We start from the raw sequence: 14446 nt of genomic DNA on the forward strand, positions 1-14446 counted from the left end.
GCAGCAAGGGCCGTGACAGAATGATGAATCAAGATCACTCACGGTTCACTCATCTCATCCAGCATCAAGGCGGGGGCTTCGATGGACGCGCACGACGATGCGCAGAGCGCCGAACAGGCCGCCGAGGACTTCGCGGCGGAGGTCGCCCACTGGCGCGAGGTGCGCGGCCTGCCCAAGCGCGAGCTGGCCCGGCGGATGGGCTTCGACCCGTCCTACGTCAGCCACATGGAGTCCGGCCGGCACAAGCCCACGGAGGACTTCGCCCGCCGCGCCGAGGAGAACCTCGGCGCGGGCAAGGCCATCTGGACGCGCTGGCTGGACTACGAGGCGGCCAAGGCCCGCACCGCGCTCGCGACCGTACCGGCTCCCCGCCGGGTGGAGCACCCGTACGCGACCGGCTCGGCGATCGTCGTCGAGCACGACGCCGCCCGCCTCGACTATGACGGCCGCCTCTACCGGCTCACGATGCGCCGGCTGCTGCGCAACACCGGCAGCGAGCCGATCACCCGCTACCTCATCCGCATCAGCGTCGACCGCTACCCCGGAGAGCCGGAACGCTCCAACGCCCACTACCGCGAACACCCGTTGACTTGGGACGAACTCGACCTGACCGCGACATGCCGGGGCGAGGCGATGCGCTGGCAGGCCAAGCACGACCGGGACGCCTTCAAGGAAGTGTGGCTGAGCTTCGAGAACGCCGAGGGCCGCTTCCCGCTCTACCCGGGGGAATCGGTGTGGATCGAGTACGCCTACTCGGTCAGCGAGGAGAAGTGGGGCCGCTGGTTCCAGCGCGCGGTCCGCCTGCCCACCGAGCGCCTAGCCGTCGAACTCGCCTTCCCTATCGCACTCGACCCCGCCGTATGGGGCACCGAGACCTCCATGACCGCCGAGGCCGCCCCGCTCAGGACGGCACCCGTCCAGCGCGACGAGGGCACGATGCGCGTCTTCACCTGGAGCACCCCTACACCCGCGCTCCACGCCCGGTACCGTCTGGAATGGCGGTTTCGAGCCAGACCCGAACATGACGTGAAACTAGAGGAGTTCAGGTGATCCAGGTGCGGCCCAGCGAGCAGATGCGCACCCTAGGAGTCGTGCAGCGCGGAGCGGGCGTCCTCGCCGAGCCGGCCCGCTCCTTCGACCTTCCGGCCGAGCGCGCGGCCGCCGAGCAGACCGTCGAACTGTTGGTCTCCGCGATGGAGCAGATCGGGCGGGTCCACCCGTTCGCCAAGGGAATGGGCCTCGCGGCGCCCCAGATCGCGATCGGCCGGGCCGCCGCCGTCGTCCAGCCCCCGGAACCCGGCACCCCGGCGATCACCCTGCTCAACCCTCGCATCACCGACCACGATGGCACCGACGACGAGCAGTTCGAGGGCTGCCTCTCGTTCTTCGACGTCCGCGGCCTCGTGCCCCGGCCCCTGCGGATCACCGTGGAGACCACCACCCTGGAGGGACAACAGACGACCACCGTCTACGAGCGCGGACTCGCCCGGCTGATCCACCACGAGATCGACCACCTGGACGGCCTGCTCTACACGGCACGGATGCGACCCGGGGTCGCGCCCATCCCCGTTGAGCAGTACCGCCAGACGGGCCACAGCTGGGCCTACGACCAGTAGCAGACGTCATGGCCGCCCAGCCGCGTCGCCACGCACCGGATGCCCGTCTGCGGCAGTTGCCTCGCTGAGTCCCTTCAGCCCCTACACCTTCGCGTCACCGCCTCCAGACACATCACCCAGGTGAAGAACTCCCCGAGCGCCGAACACGGTGTGGAACCCCACCTGCCCACCGTCCGATCCCGGCACCGAGGCCGCGGCCGTGAACCAACTGCTGGAGCGCAGCGCCTGGGCGACGCACTCGGCCACCGCGTCACCGACCGGCACCACCGACGTCTCCGGCAACTCCAGCTCGGGCAGATCCTCCAAGTCCAGGCCGAAGTCCTCCAGGTGCTGGATGAGCAGGTGCGACAGGGCCCGCGACGGGTCGCTGGTATGGCGCTGCTCGTCGTGGGGGTCCATCTGGCCCGGGAAGACAACGGCCCGGGTGAAGAAGTCACACAACACCCCGAACAGCTCCGGGTCCGCGTGGTGGCGACGGTCATTGCGTGCCCTGACGGCCCAGGTCAGGACGGTGTTCACGTGCGCGCGCCTGGCCTGCTCCGCCGCATCCGCGACGGTGCGATCACCGGCCCCGTGCGCGGTTGCCCCGGCAGCCCCCGAGGCGCCGTCGGTCTCCGGCGCAACCGCCGGCTCGGCGGGCGGAGCGCCGTCCAGCTCGGTCTGCCACCGGTCGAACGTCGCGGCTTCCTCCTCGTGGCGCTGGTACGCCGCGTCGTTCTTGTCGTCGCCGAGGACCGCGGCCGACTCCGCCCACTGCGCAAAAACCGCGGCATGCTCCCAGCGGTCCTCGGACGCCGGCAGATGATCGCGGCGCCCGTCCATGAGCGCCGGAAGCAGCGCGGTGATCGCCTCGGGCGCAGCCAGCGCCGGCACCGGCAACGCGACGAGCTTGTCGCCGCCCCGCTCCCGGTACGCCCAGCCCATGGACGAGCTCCACACCAGCTCCAGCCCGTCGGGCCACTCCCGGCCGGTCAGCTCCGCGGCGCCGCCGATCCACACCCACCGGCCCTCCGTCGCACCCTGGGCCCGGCGCACCGTGAACTCCGCATCCGCGTATCCGGCGCGCGCGAGCGTGGCCTCAATGACGCGGCAGTAGCCCCTGAACTGGTCCATGGTGTGCCCTCTCCTGCTGCTGCGCATGGTCTCGCCTTGGTCCGGTCCAGCCTGCCAGCCAGCGCTGACACTGCTGCCGCAGGAGATCGAACGCGAACCGAAAGAGTGATTAAGCGTGTGATCCCGGCAGCCGTACGACGCCTCCGCACACCCGGCCGCCGGTGCAGCCGTGGAGTCGGGTCAGCCCGGGTCGACGTCGCCGGGACCCATGTCGTCGCGCAGCCGGAGGTAGCGGGCCGGGTGCCGGTAGCGCCCCAGGTCGACGGGCGGTGTCGGCTGCGATCTCGCCGATTTGCTCGGGGACGACCGGCTCGAACTGCAGCGGCTCCTTGGTGTGCCACCCGGCGGAGAACGTCCGCCCGTGCCAGGGATGGTCCGGTCCGGCGGGACGAAGATGCGCACCCAGTTCGGCGGACGCCGGGTGGGCCAGCGCGGTGGTGCGGGCGACCAACTTCAGGCCGCCCGCGGCATCCAGGCGGCCGAGCAGGAGGCTCGTGGGGGCGTGCACGGTGCCGGTGACGGCCCCGACGATGACCTCCGTCGTCGTCCTGGCCCTCAGCTTGGATCAGCCGCGCACGCCGGGCCGGTACGGGGAATGCGGATCCTTGATCATGACGCCCTCGATCCCGGCCGCTCCCCAGGCGGGGTCCCGCCAGGCGAGGGCAGTATTCCGGTCCTTGGTCTGCGGGCACAGCGCCCAGGGCGCCGACAGCCGGCGGGCGGCGAAGAGGTCCTCCAGCGCGACCCGGCGCCGCCGCAGCGGCTCCCGTACCAGGACGTCGCCGTCCAGCTCCAGGAGGGCGAAGACGACCAGATGCGCCGGCCGGGCGAGGGCGGCGCGTTCCGCCGCGGCCCCGCGGCGGCGGGCCCGCTGCTTCAGGGCGGCGAAGTCGAGCCGGCCGTCATTGTGCACCACCAGTTCGGCGTCCAGGACCGCCTCGATACCGAGCGCGGCCGCGGCGCGGGCGAGCTCCGGGAACGTCGGCGCCAGGTCGGCGCCGCGCCGGGACTGGAGATAAGGAGCCGGGCCGGCGAACACGATGGCGCGGTAGTCGTCCGTCTTCTGCTCGAACAGCAGGCGCCGGCCGCCCGGCGCAGGCAGCGCGGTGACGGACCGGGCGAGCATCGGCTCCAGAGGAGGGGACAGGCGCGCCTCCTGATTCTCACCGGCCACCTCACGTCGGGCGCGCGGGAGCGGAGCCGCGGGCACGACGAGGCGCATGGTCCGGGCCGGCGCTTACGCCCGAAACCTCCGGCGCCCGGCCCCCGTTCCTGCCACGATCAGCACCAGATCAGCCTGGAAGGAGGGGATGCGACGACGACGGTGGATCGGCCCACGTCCGGGCAACTGCGGGCGGTGCGGTGGAAGCCCGTCGACCAGGTGCTGCGACGGTACTCGACCACCTCGCTTGATCCTGCTGGACGCCGCGCTCGCCTCCCCGGACTGCGCCCGCCTTCAAGACCACCTGTTCCTGCTGTGGACCCGGGTGCTGCGCTGCTCGGCGCACCCGGGAGACTAGGCTGGACCCCAGGACCTCCCGGTGCTGATCGAGGCGGCCGTGAGGGCGGCGCCGGGGCGGATGGCGGTGACCGGGGCCGAGCCGCGCGACCCGCGCGCCCTGGTCCGCTTCGCAGCCGCCGGCCGGCGGCTGCTGGTCCACCCCGGCCAGCTCGACCACCCCGGATCGTGCTGCGGCAGACCCGCACGACCGCGCTCGCCGTCGACGACCAGCTCGCCGCGGTCCACGGGTTCACCCTCACCGACGCGCTGGAGCTGGTACTGCAGTACACCGACCACGCCGTCCAGGCCCTCGCCCCCGCCTGGCCCCGGCCCGCCGCCGACGAGCTGGCGGACCGTTTCGCGTGCGACGTCGTCCCCGCCGAGGTGGATGCCGCCCGGGCCCCGCCGACCTGGGACCGCAGGCGCTGGCCGACCGGTGCCGGGATGCGGAGCGAGCCCAGCGGGCCCTTGACTGGCTGACCGCCGACCTGGCGAAGACGCCGCTGCGCTACCACCCGGGCGCGATCCCCAAGGGGCATCGCGTAGCCTAATCCGTCAGGGGACCCGGGCCACCCCGCCGTATTCGAACCATCTCCGGGTCTGCTGCGGCTGGATATCCGGAGTGCTGCGCCAGTACGCGACGTCGCCGAGTGGGCCACCCACAGGTTCAAGGCCCTCGAAGAAGCGGTGGACCTGGTCCACAGAGCGTACGCACGCCCATTCGTTGTCGGTGGACTCGCTCATGAGTGAGGTGACTTCCTCTCGGAAGTCCTCGTCTTCACTCGCCAGGTGGCACAGCGCGAGGTAGCTTCCGGACGGCAGAGACCTGATGAGGTGTCTGACGCTCTGCCAGGGGTCGTCCGCGTCCGGGACGCAGTGCAGCACGGAGACGAACAGGGCCGCCACCGGGGCGGTCGGGTCGTAGAAGCCGGCCTTCTTGATCCCGGAGAGGATGGCATCGGTCTCCAGGACGTGGGCGTCGAGAACCAGGGTGCCCGGCTCCTCGAGCATCATCCGGGCGTGCGCCACCACTAGGGGGTCTTGGTCGATGTAGACGACTCGGGCCTGCGCGATGGCTCGTCGGGCGATCTGGTGGACGGGGAGGCTTCCCCGCACCGGCAGTCCGGGGCCGTGGTCGAGGAACTGCCTGACTCCGCGCTCCGCGGCGAGATAGCGCACGGCCCGCATGCGAAACGCCCGATGGATGCGCGCCAGACGCTGCGCGTCGGGTGCGAGAGCCAGCAGCTCCTTGCCGGCCTGCCGGTCTCTCGGGTAGTTGTCGGCGCCGCCGAGCAGGAAATTCTGGATGCGCGCGTCACTGGCTCGGCTGACGTCGATTCCCATGCCGTGCCCCCAACATGCCGTTCGCGCACTGCCTCCTCGTCACACAGCTTTAGCTGGTGCGCGGCGAGGCAACGATGAGTCGTCTAACTCTAGGAGTCAGGTGCTCAACAATCCACGACAATGCCCAATTTGGCAGAAAACGCGTTATGAACTCTGATCGTGCGAGCGAGCGAGGACGTCCGACACTCAGGCGCTACGCGTTGCCGCCGAATGATGGGAGCCTGAAGACCGCGTCGAGCGGAACCAGGCCGCCGATCGCTTCAAGGTCCAGACCGACGAAGACGGTCTTGTGGATCCCTCGCCCCGTAGCCGCCAGCCGTACCCAGCACGCGCTCAAACGTCGGCGCCGGCGGTAGATGCCTTGACGCGCGTCGTGTCGCCCCGCCGGCCTTCTGGTCTGTGACCTCCGCCACCCGACCCCGGCCGACCCCGACGAACCTCGGGAATCGGCTGATGCACGAGGGATGGGCGATGCCCGTCGGAGTGCTGAGGGAGGCCGCGCGCTGCGCTTCGCCTGCGAGACCAGCCTGCTGTGACTGCGAGCAAACGTGATCGAGGCCGACGCGGCACGAGTCGTGATGGACCGGATCGCCGTCGACGGCCTCGTCTCGGGCGGCCCGTGCGCGGTGTGCCTAGGCGGTGGCGTAGTGCGGGCGCTGTGTTGGCGGCAGATGACGCGGGCGACCGCCTAGGGGCGGCTGCCGGAGGCCATGGCGGCGACGGCGCCCGGACTGCTGCTCTTCACCGACTCTCAGACGCCGACCTCGCGCGGCGGCTGCGGCTTGAGAGCCGCGACCCCGTGGTCCGGGTCGCGGACTGCCTACGAGGCGGACCAAACCGGCTCCTGACGATGGCGCCTACAGTGACGACCCGCTAAGGGCCTTCCCGTGACTTCTGGTCACGGGTGAGATGATCTTGTGGTGGCTGGTGTGATCACGGCGTGGGAGCCGTCCTGGACAGCCCCGTTCGCCGGGCTGAGCCCGCGCGCCCTCGGGAAGCCGGTGACGGTTCTGCGACGCGAGGGTGCGGACGCGGTCCGCTAAGGCCGGCCGTGGAGCCTGCCGCTGGAGGACCCGGCACTGCTGGTCGCGGCCTGCCGGCGCACGAACCTCACCATGCGCCAGTTGGCCCCGCTGTTCGGGGCTCCAAGTCGGCGGCGGACCGGATCATCGGCCAACTCGGGCCCATGTGCGCCCTCCAGCCCCGCCAACGGTTCGCGAGGGACGCCGTGCCGATCCTGGAGGGGCCTTGGCGCCCGCCCGCGATCACACCGTCGGCGAGCAAGACTGGTCGGATTCGACCTGTCCCCTGTCCTCTGTGGACGCCGCCCGCCGCGCCCGCCTCTTCGGCCCTGCCGCCGACCGCGCCGTCTTCCATGTCGGCGATCTGGAGCACACCGGCCTGCCTGACGGCTCCGCTCACGGCATCGCGTGCGCGGACGCCTTCGGCGGTGCGGCCGACCGCGAGGCGGCGCTGCGCGAGCTCGGACGCGTCCTGACCCCGGACGGCCGATTGGTCGTCACCCGCGCGCTGCGGCGTGGCGCGGAACCGGCGCGGCCCGAGCAGGTCGCCGCTGCTGGCCTGACGCAGGAACACCTGGAAGAGCGGCCCGGCGAGCCCGCGATGTGAGAGCGGCTTCCCCGGCTGTGGATCGCTTGCGGCGACCAGTCGCGGCGCGAGCTGGGCGAAGCGCCGGCCGACACCATGCTCTGCGAGGCGCACCGGGTCCGCCCTGCTCTGCGCGGACGGCGGCCCGTCCTCCTGACGCTGCGGCGCAACCTGGCCTGAGGGTGCCGGCCGCCAGGATGGCGCCGCCCAGCCGCCGCCTCTGCGACAGGCCCGCGCCCGGCGAAGGGACCCCGCAGTGAACCAGCACCACGCCCGTACGGCGGTGTTCTCGGCTGGCCCCCGAGCCCGCCATCGACCTGCTGACCGACACCCACGAGGAGGGGTGTTCGCGTCTCTGCGTGAAGCTGTGCCGGCGGCCGCCAGCACGTGCCATCATGAGAGTGCGTCTCGTCCCCGTACATGCGGGGGTGGTCCCCACGCCGACGTCGACACCAAGGTGGCCTTGCGGTGGTCCCCGCGCGCGCGGGGATGTTCCCTCCACGGCGCGGGAACGGTCTAGGAAGGTCCATTGCTCCCCGCCTGCGCGGGGTTGGCTTCCGCAAGCGTCGTGAAGGTCAGGAAGTCGGACCCACTCCACGTGTGACGGAGATCCTGCTGACGCCAGAGCAGCTCACGAGCACGCCCTCGGGCGCCGTCTAGAGAGGGCGCTGAGCGCGGCCACGGGGAGTGCGGCCAGTGGTCCTGGGGGATGCTCGCAGCCGCCCGGCTGCTGACAGAGCTGCGCCGGCGGGGCGCAGCGCACACCGCCCGGACAGCGCGCGACCGACCGGGGCCCGCATCCGATCCGGCGAGCCGGACCCGCGCGAGGACTTCAGCGCCCGGCCGACGTGGCCGCACGGTGGACGGCGAAATAGGCATGGACAGCCTTACCCCGGGGAGATGCCGCCTCCGCCAGGGACCGTCCTCCGGCTTCTTCGGACGGGATGCGGTGCTTCGCACGGACGCTATCGAGATCAGGCCCCTCGCGGCACCAAGGCCGGGAGCATCACTCTCAGGGACACGACACACCTGGTCGTAGCTGCACGAGAACCGGGCCGTGACGACTGCCGCGGCGCGTGCCTGGGGCGGCGGGGCGGCCCTGGGACGGGTCGATGAGGCGTTGAGGAGCGGGTGGATTTTAGTGGCCCGGGAGTTGGCCATGGTCTGATTCGATCCGCGCCCACCCGGCCGTAAGCGCCTGCGGGCTGCATCTTCCGCCCGGGTGGCGCCGCACACCGTCGGTCTCCCAGCGCATCGGGCACCTACGAGCCCAGCACGCCCATGGCGTCTCCCGTCAGTTTCCTCCACCGGGTCGGCGACTGACACGACGACGACCCTAAGACCTACGTCGAGCACCGCCGCGACCGGGCGAAGCGGCCAGCGCAGCCGGACACGTCCACATGATCAAGACCCTGCACCGTTTCCCGGGAAGCGGCCCCTGGGGCGCCATCCTCGGCGGACGGGAGGGGTCGTTACTCACTTTCAGGTGACGGCTCGGGCGCTGCCGGGGTGGCGCGTTCTGGCGGGCGAGGATTGGAGGCCAGGCGCTGCAGCGCTGTCCGGTCTCTCAGGGCGTCAACCTGGTGCATCGGTCGCATAGATGAGTGTTACAGGCGACAGTCACAGAAATACCAGTGAGTCGTCACACTCTTCATGTTTCGCCCGTATCGCGTTCGCGGAGCGGGCATGGTGTGGGTGTGCGGCCGACCGGGCCGCGCACCAGCACACCGCACACCCCGCACCCACGGCCCGGTGCCGCGCACAAGGGGTGTGCCCGCACCCTGCAGGGGGACCTGTGACCGTTTCCTCCACCGCCCGCCGCCTGACCGCCGCCGTCCTGACGGCCGGGGCCATGACCGCGGCGATCGCCGTGCCGGCCTCGGCGGCCGACCACCACCGCTGGCACCGGTGGGACGTCCAGATCAGCCGCGTGCAGTACGACTCCCCAGGCCGCGACGACCGCACCAACCGCTCGCTGAACGGGGAGTGGGTGGAGATCACGAACGACAGCCGCTGGGCTGTGGACTTGGACGGCTGGACGCTGTCGGACCGCGACGGCCACACGTACGAGTTCCGCCACTATCGCCTGGAGGGCCGCTCCACCGTCCGCGTCCACACCGGCGTCGGCCTCGACGCCCGCCACGACGTCTACCAGGACCGCCGCAACTACGTCTGGAACAACGACGGCGACACGGCGACCCTGCGCAACGACCGTAACCGAATCGTCGACTCCGTCTCCTGGGGATCCCGCTACGACGACCCCGACTCCTGGACCCCCCGCTGGGGAGGCCACCACCACTGACCCCCGCTGCAAGGCCAGCGCCCGGTACGCCGCAGGCATCGAATCGACCTCGCCGGACGGTCGGCGCGATCCGGCGACCTACAAGTGACGTTGCGCCGCAGAGTGAAGGGACACGGCGGCGCGCCCCAGACCGAGTGACGGTCCGGGGCGCGCCGCGCCGCCTCGCCCAGGCGCGTGAACTCCGAACGGGTTTGCGCCGTCTGTCGGCGCGGACGCGACTCGCCCTGGCCGTAGAGCGCGTGGATCACTGCCGTCGAGGTGTCGGCCTGCCGTCCGGGTCGAGGCCGTACGGTCATGGCTCTGCCACCTGCGGGCGCCGCGTGACGTAGAGGTCGCCGTGGTCGTCGGCCTGCCGGGCCGGGGTCTCAGCGCTTTCCCGGTCCCCGGCCACCGGGCGAGGACCTCGGCGGCGGGGCTGTGTCGAAGGCGCCGTCCTCACCCAGGCGAGACGCTGAGCGGGCGAGTGACGGCGGTGCGATCTAGTGTCGTCCTCGTGCCCTGATCTGACAGGACTGCAGGGCTCGGGCGGCCCCGTGCCGTGCGCCCTGGGCGGGGCCGCCCGTACACCATTGGGTCGCCTTTCGCTGTCCCTCCAGACGGGGGCGCGCGCCACGACCGACAGCCGGTCAGGGCGACACAGGGGCGGAGAGAGGCCCGGGCAAGAGGTCGCGGCAAGGTGAGCGTGGACAGGGCGACCTGCCGCACGTCCTGGACGGTGGAGTCGTCGTGGCGACATGCGTGACCAGGTTCGGAGCATCCACCCCGCAAGTCTCGGCGAGGTGAACCCTGTAGCCGTCCTGGAAGACGTCGCGCGATATCGGCTGCTCAGACGACCAATTCGCGCTCTCGCGATCCAGCCACGCCGGTTCTAGGCTCCGGGTGTCGAAAGCTCACCGGAGAAAGGGAACTCCCCATGAACTGGAAAGCAAGAGCCGCAACGGTGGTCTCCGTCGTTGCGATGACAGCCGGCGGAGTGCTCGCAACGGCACCCAGCGCCGGAGCCGCGGGCGGATGTCCGTCCTCTCGCCTCTGCGTCTGGGACGGGACCAACTTCACCGGCCATAGGATCTTGAGCGCCAGCACCAACTCGTGCTTTTACACGGGCGCGTTCACCTTCGGCTACATCCGGTCCTACTCCAACAATCTACCCGTGGACGCAACAGTCTGGCAGCGCGACGACATCGAGGGTGACTGGTACGAGGTCCGCACTCTCGTGGCTGGGAAATTCAGCAGCGACATCGGCATTTACGGCCTCGGCGCGGGTGGCGCTGTGTGCGAAGGGAGTCAGACGCCCTAACAACCCGTAGGGGCATGGTTAGAGACTCTCGCCTTGGCTGAAGTCGGCCGGTGCTGCCGCCGCCCGTCCTCCATGACGGTGTGCCAACGCGGGTGCAGCGCCCGGAAGGCGAACCCGTCCGGGTCGGTGAGGCGGGTGGCACTCCGAGGGAGCGCGTCAAAGCGATGGCGGGCCTGTCACCCTGACGTGGGCCGGGCTTGGGCCGCCGGGCCGCGCTCGGGTTCCTACACTGCCGGTGGTGGGATCGGTCATGCTGACGCCTCCGCGCCGAGGTGAAGGGTGGTCTTTGCGTACGCGGCCTCGACGTCCTCGGGAGTACCGGCGAACTGGTACTTCTCCCAGGCGGACTGGCGGGTGACGCCGAGCGCACTGGCGACCTTCTGCCAGGACTCCGACCGGTGCCGGGCGCGGGCGACGGCTACGGTGCGCAGCGGCTCGATCCGCCCGTCCAGCTCGCGCAGCGCGCCCAGGGTGCCGAGCGGGTGTTCCTGGAGCAGGGCGTGCAGCCGGGCGCACAGGTCATCGATCTCGTCGGCGACATCCACCGGATACATCGCCTCTGTCTCGGCAGCGAGGTGCTTCTGCCAGTCCGCCCGCACTGCGGCCGCGACGGCGGCCGGGTCGTCGCCGACCGGGTGGGCGGGACCGTACCAGACGCATTGGCACTCGGCGCGCAGCGCGGCTGGCTCGCCGGGGTGCAGCCGGAAGGTGACCAGGCCGGTCTCCTGCCAGGAGTCCCACTCCTGCCAGGCGTGGCCGTTCCAGACCCGCCTATCCGGTGCCCCGCCCAGGGCCAGGGCGCGGGCCAGGCCCTCGTGCTCGCGGCGTCCGTCGCGATCGTCATTCCACATGGCAGAGCTCCCTCGGTCGCCCAACGTCTACAGATGTCAGGCTAACCTGACAAGCGCTCAACTGTCAGGACGTCCTGACGGGATTGACCGAGATTCAGTTCATGGCGCCGCACGCCGATCGACGCCCCCGTTTCATAGGTGTTCGCTCGTGAAACACCCGCCCGCCCGGCGGTCCGCCTGCGGCGATCATGTTTCATGAGTTGTTTCAAATGCGTGGACTCCTGAAACGCTCTCATGAAACGCTCCGGTGCGTGAGCGACGACTTCAAGCGCGTAGAATCGCGCGACTGTCCGATGTCCACCTGCGCGGCCCCCGCGGGCTCCCCCTGCCGGACCGGCAAGAGCAAGGTAGCCATCCAGTACCACACGGCCCGCTTCCGCCTCGTGCCCCTACTCGCTAAGGCGCTCAGCGTGCCGACCCCGGCCGTACGGAAGCCGGGGTCGGTGTGGACCGAGCTGCCCCGGCCAGTGAGCGCCGGCGCCGAACCGGTCGGGCACGTGCGCCTCGGCTACGCACGAGCCTCAACCGCCAGGCAGTCCCTCGATGCACAGCTCGACTCCCTCACCGAGGCCGGGGTGACCCGCGTCTTCTCGGAGAAGATCTCCACCCGCGCCGCCCGGCGCCCCGAGTTGGAGGCAGCCGTGAAGCTCGCCGGGGAGATCCGTTCCTCGGGCGTCGCGGTCACCCTCGTCGTCCACGAGCACAAGCGGCTCGGCCGTGGCATTGAACTCGCCATGCTCGCCGAAGAGCTGAAGGCCGGCGACGTCGGCCTGGAGTTCCTTACCGGAGAGCTGAAGGGCTCGCACGACCCTTCCGGGATCGTGTTCACCGTGCTCGCGGCCATGTCCGGCATGGAACGCGAGTACATCCGCGACCGCACCCTCGGAGGCCACGAGTCTGCCCGCAAGCGCGGCAAGACCATCGGCGGCGCGGGCGTCACCGACGAAGACATGCTGTCCATGGCCCTCCACCTGCGCGATCAGGAGATGAGCCTGCGCGACATCGCCAAGCGGCTCGTCATCACCACCGGCACGAAGAAGGGCCAGCACCCCTCGCCCGCCACCGTCATGCGGATGCTGCGCGAGCACGACGAGAAGGCCGCCACGACAGCGAGCACGTGATCACCCGCTACCTTGCACCGTGGGTCAGAGATAGGGCGCCGGGGCCGAGCTAGCGGGTGATGCCCACGGACCGCCAGACGTCGGACAGTTGGGCGTACGCCTGACGGAGCTCCTCGTCAGGGTCCTGGTTCAGGAGAAGCGCTGTGGCCACGCTGCGCACGGCGGGGATGTCCAGGGTCAGGAGTGTCAGCACGCGCTCCAGCTCGCTGATCACGTCCGTGAAGGTGCGGGGACGGAGGTGGCTCTCTCGGAGGCGGTCCTCCACGAGGCTGGAGAGTTCCCCGGTGTCTTCGTCGCCGTCGCGTGCGCGGCGCAGCACGGCCAGCACGTCCCAGAGCGCTTCCAGCTCGTGGCCCTCCACGACCAGCAGGAGCACGCGGCACCCGTCGATCTGAGACGACCGGTCGGGGATCTGGGCGCGGATGTCGCCGAGGACGTCGACTGCGATTTGGTACGTCAGCGGCGGCAGCACGTACCGGTCCGTCTCGCCGGTGTGGCTCTGCGCGGTGTAGGCGGCTGCGGACATAGTCTCGAGTACGCCCTCGATCCAGCCGGCCTCCCGGAACCAGGCGGGATCACTGGGTACGACGCATGGCTGGTCGGCCCTGGGCTGTGGTTTCTTCACCCGGACACTTTGCCCCTTCCAGCGGGCCGATAGGCGCTCAGGTCTCAACGTGGGCGACGATACGCCTCGGGAGGAGCCGCGCGAGACCCACTTCGCCCGGCCGTCGCCTGATGCCCGCACCGCACGGCCCGCTTCGCGCCCCGATCGCCGTCACCGACTCCGCCGCCGAGCAGATGGACGCCACCGCCAGCGAAGCCGAGCTGCCCGCCCTGAACCGCGCCCTGGTCGTCGTCGCCGTCGAACCCGACGTCGGCGAACCGCTCCACGGCGACGGCACTGGCCCGCGGCTGCGCCAGTACGTCGGCGACGTCGACCCCCTCCGTCTCCTGTGCTGGGTCAGCGCCCTGCAGAGTGCAGTCGTCGTTGCCTTCATCGAGGTCTAGTGCTCTGACCGGGAAGGTTCGCCGGGTTGGGATCATTCTTGCTAGAAGGCAGCGTCGAGGTGACTGAGACAGAGCCTCCTGCTGCCCCCTGGTGCTCTCGTACACCACCGTCGACACCACGACCGGCTGGCAGTTCCCCGCGGTGCTCACGGCCGTTGCCTGGCGATCAGCCTGCCGTGGGCCGCGTTCGCCGGGGCCACACCGGCTCGCACGGCTCCGGTCTGATCCTGATCATCGGAGGGCGGATGTTCAGCGTGGGTGTCCCTACGGTGTCGTCCGCCGACGCCTAGCCTGCCGTCCTCGGATTCTTCGGAGGGCGCGGCGGGTCTCGTGGCAGGGGTGGTCATAGGGCGATCCCGTGCGCTCTTGGGCGCCGCTGCTCACTCTGCCGGTCCGCGCGAGCACGCCTCCCTGCCAAAAGGAAGCAAAACCGGTAATGGTATCAAAGTCACCCAGCCCGTGTTTTGATTTTGAGGATTTTGACGGCAGAGCTGGCCCTATTCAGCCATTCCGGAACTACCTTCACACTTTAAGTACGATGACCTCACATATTGCTTAAGTGCTGCCGAGGGCACCCTTTCGAGGGACAGCGACACGCCCTGGCGAGGGTCTAACATCTCGAATCGTTCTCACCGGCCCGTGAAAGTTTCACGCTGGCGCGAAAACGACCCGCTCACCTCGGCCA

Annotated in this window: 13 protein-coding genes and 1 pseudogene; 9 read left to right on the plus strand and 5 right to left on the minus strand. The window is 70.4% G+C overall.

Annotated features, from left to right (window positions below):
* The first annotated feature begins 81 nt into the window (after window positions 1-81).
* On the plus strand, window positions 82-1050 hold the full coding sequence (locus ABZ861_RS26650; protein WP_361634894.1) for a helix-turn-helix transcriptional regulator: 969 nt from the start codon (window positions 82-84) through the stop codon (window positions 1048-1050).
* Window positions 1047-1616 carry a peptide deformylase gene (locus ABZ861_RS26655; RefSeq protein ID WP_361634897.1) on the plus strand — a complete coding sequence of 190 codons (570 nt, stop codon included), beginning with the start codon at window positions 1047-1049 and terminating at the stop codon, window positions 1614-1616. The genes ABZ861_RS26650 and ABZ861_RS26655 overlap by 4 nt, the downstream gene beginning before the upstream one ends.
* A gap of 81 nt (window positions 1617-1697) precedes the next feature.
* Here the strand turns inward: ABZ861_RS26655 and ABZ861_RS26660 are convergent, their stop codons facing one another.
* The gene (locus ABZ861_RS26660) at window positions 1698-2729 is read right to left on the minus strand and encodes a hypothetical protein (RefSeq protein ID WP_361634900.1); all 1032 of its coding nucleotides are present in this window, start codon (window positions 2727-2729) and stop codon (window positions 1698-1700) included.
* Between the two features lie 565 nt (window positions 2730-3294).
* On the minus strand, window positions 3295-3855 hold the full coding sequence (locus tag ABZ861_RS26665) for a hypothetical protein (protein ID WP_361634902.1): 561 nt from the start codon (window positions 3853-3855) through the stop codon (window positions 3295-3297).
* Window positions 3856-4416: 561 nt separating this feature from the next.
* Between ABZ861_RS26665 and ABZ861_RS26670 the strand changes: the two genes are divergently transcribed.
* Window positions 4417-4710: a hypothetical protein gene (locus ABZ861_RS26670; protein WP_361634904.1), complete on the plus strand. Its 294-nt coding sequence runs from the start codon at window positions 4417-4419 to the stop codon at window positions 4708-4710.
* 75 nt (window positions 4711-4785) lie between these two features.
* Here ABZ861_RS26670 and ABZ861_RS26675 read toward each other — a convergent pair whose 3' ends face one another.
* The gene (locus ABZ861_RS26675; protein ID WP_361634906.1) at window positions 4786-5574 is read right to left on the minus strand and encodes an SAM-dependent methyltransferase; all 789 of its coding nucleotides are present in this window, start codon (window positions 5572-5574) and stop codon (window positions 4786-4788) included.
* 920 nt (window positions 5575-6494) lie between these two features.
* Between ABZ861_RS26675 and ABZ861_RS26680 the strand changes: the two are divergent.
* The 4 genes and pseudogenes from ABZ861_RS26680 to ABZ861_RS26695 form a co-directional block, all read left to right on the plus strand.
* A pseudogene (locus ABZ861_RS26680) lies at window positions 6495-6876 on the plus strand (transposase family protein); the annotation flags it as partial.
* A gap of 15 nt (window positions 6877-6891) precedes the next feature.
* Complete coding sequence (locus ABZ861_RS26685; RefSeq protein ID WP_361634995.1) at window positions 6892-7203, plus strand: methyltransferase domain-containing protein; 312 nt, start codon at window positions 6892-6894, stop codon at window positions 7201-7203.
* 1831 nt (window positions 7204-9034) lie between these two features.
* Entirely contained in the window at window positions 9035-9484 is a 450-nt protein-coding gene (locus ABZ861_RS26690) for a lamin tail domain-containing protein (RefSeq protein ID WP_361634998.1), read from the plus strand.
* A gap of 958 nt (window positions 9485-10442) precedes the next feature.
* Complete coding sequence (locus ABZ861_RS26695; RefSeq protein ID WP_361635001.1) at window positions 10443-10781, plus strand: peptidase inhibitor family I36 protein; 339 nt, start codon at window positions 10443-10445, stop codon at window positions 10779-10781.
* 248 nt (window positions 10782-11029) lie between these two features.
* On the opposite strand, the gene ABZ861_RS26700 is transcribed toward ABZ861_RS26695, so the two are convergent.
* Entirely contained in the window at window positions 11030-11632 is a 603-nt protein-coding gene (locus ABZ861_RS26700) for a hypothetical protein (RefSeq protein ID WP_361634909.1), read from the minus strand.
* Between the two features lie 251 nt (window positions 11633-11883).
* Here ABZ861_RS26700 and ABZ861_RS26705 point away from each other — a divergent pair, with 251 nt between their 5' ends.
* Window positions 11884-12753, plus strand: a complete 870-nt coding sequence (locus ABZ861_RS26705) for a recombinase family protein (protein WP_361634912.1) — start codon at window positions 11884-11886, stop codon at window positions 12751-12753.
* A gap of 49 nt (window positions 12754-12802) precedes the next feature.
* Here the strand turns inward: ABZ861_RS26705 and ABZ861_RS26710 are convergent, their stop codons facing one another.
* A complete protein-coding gene (locus tag ABZ861_RS26710) occupies window positions 12803-13279 on the minus strand; it encodes a hypothetical protein (RefSeq protein ID WP_361634915.1) in 477 nt (158 codons plus the stop codon).
* Between the two features lie 209 nt (window positions 13280-13488).
* Between ABZ861_RS26710 and ABZ861_RS26715 the strand changes: the two genes are divergently transcribed.
* Window positions 13489-13761, plus strand: coding sequence for a hypothetical protein (locus ABZ861_RS26715; RefSeq protein WP_361634917.1), 273 nt, complete (start codon window positions 13489-13491; stop codon window positions 13759-13761).
* Window positions 13762-14446 lie beyond the last annotated feature (685 nt).

The sequence above is a fragment of the Streptomyces sp. NPDC046985 genome (assembly GCF_040644415.1).
GTDB lineage: Bacteria > Actinomycetota > Actinomycetes > Streptomycetales > Streptomycetaceae > Streptomyces.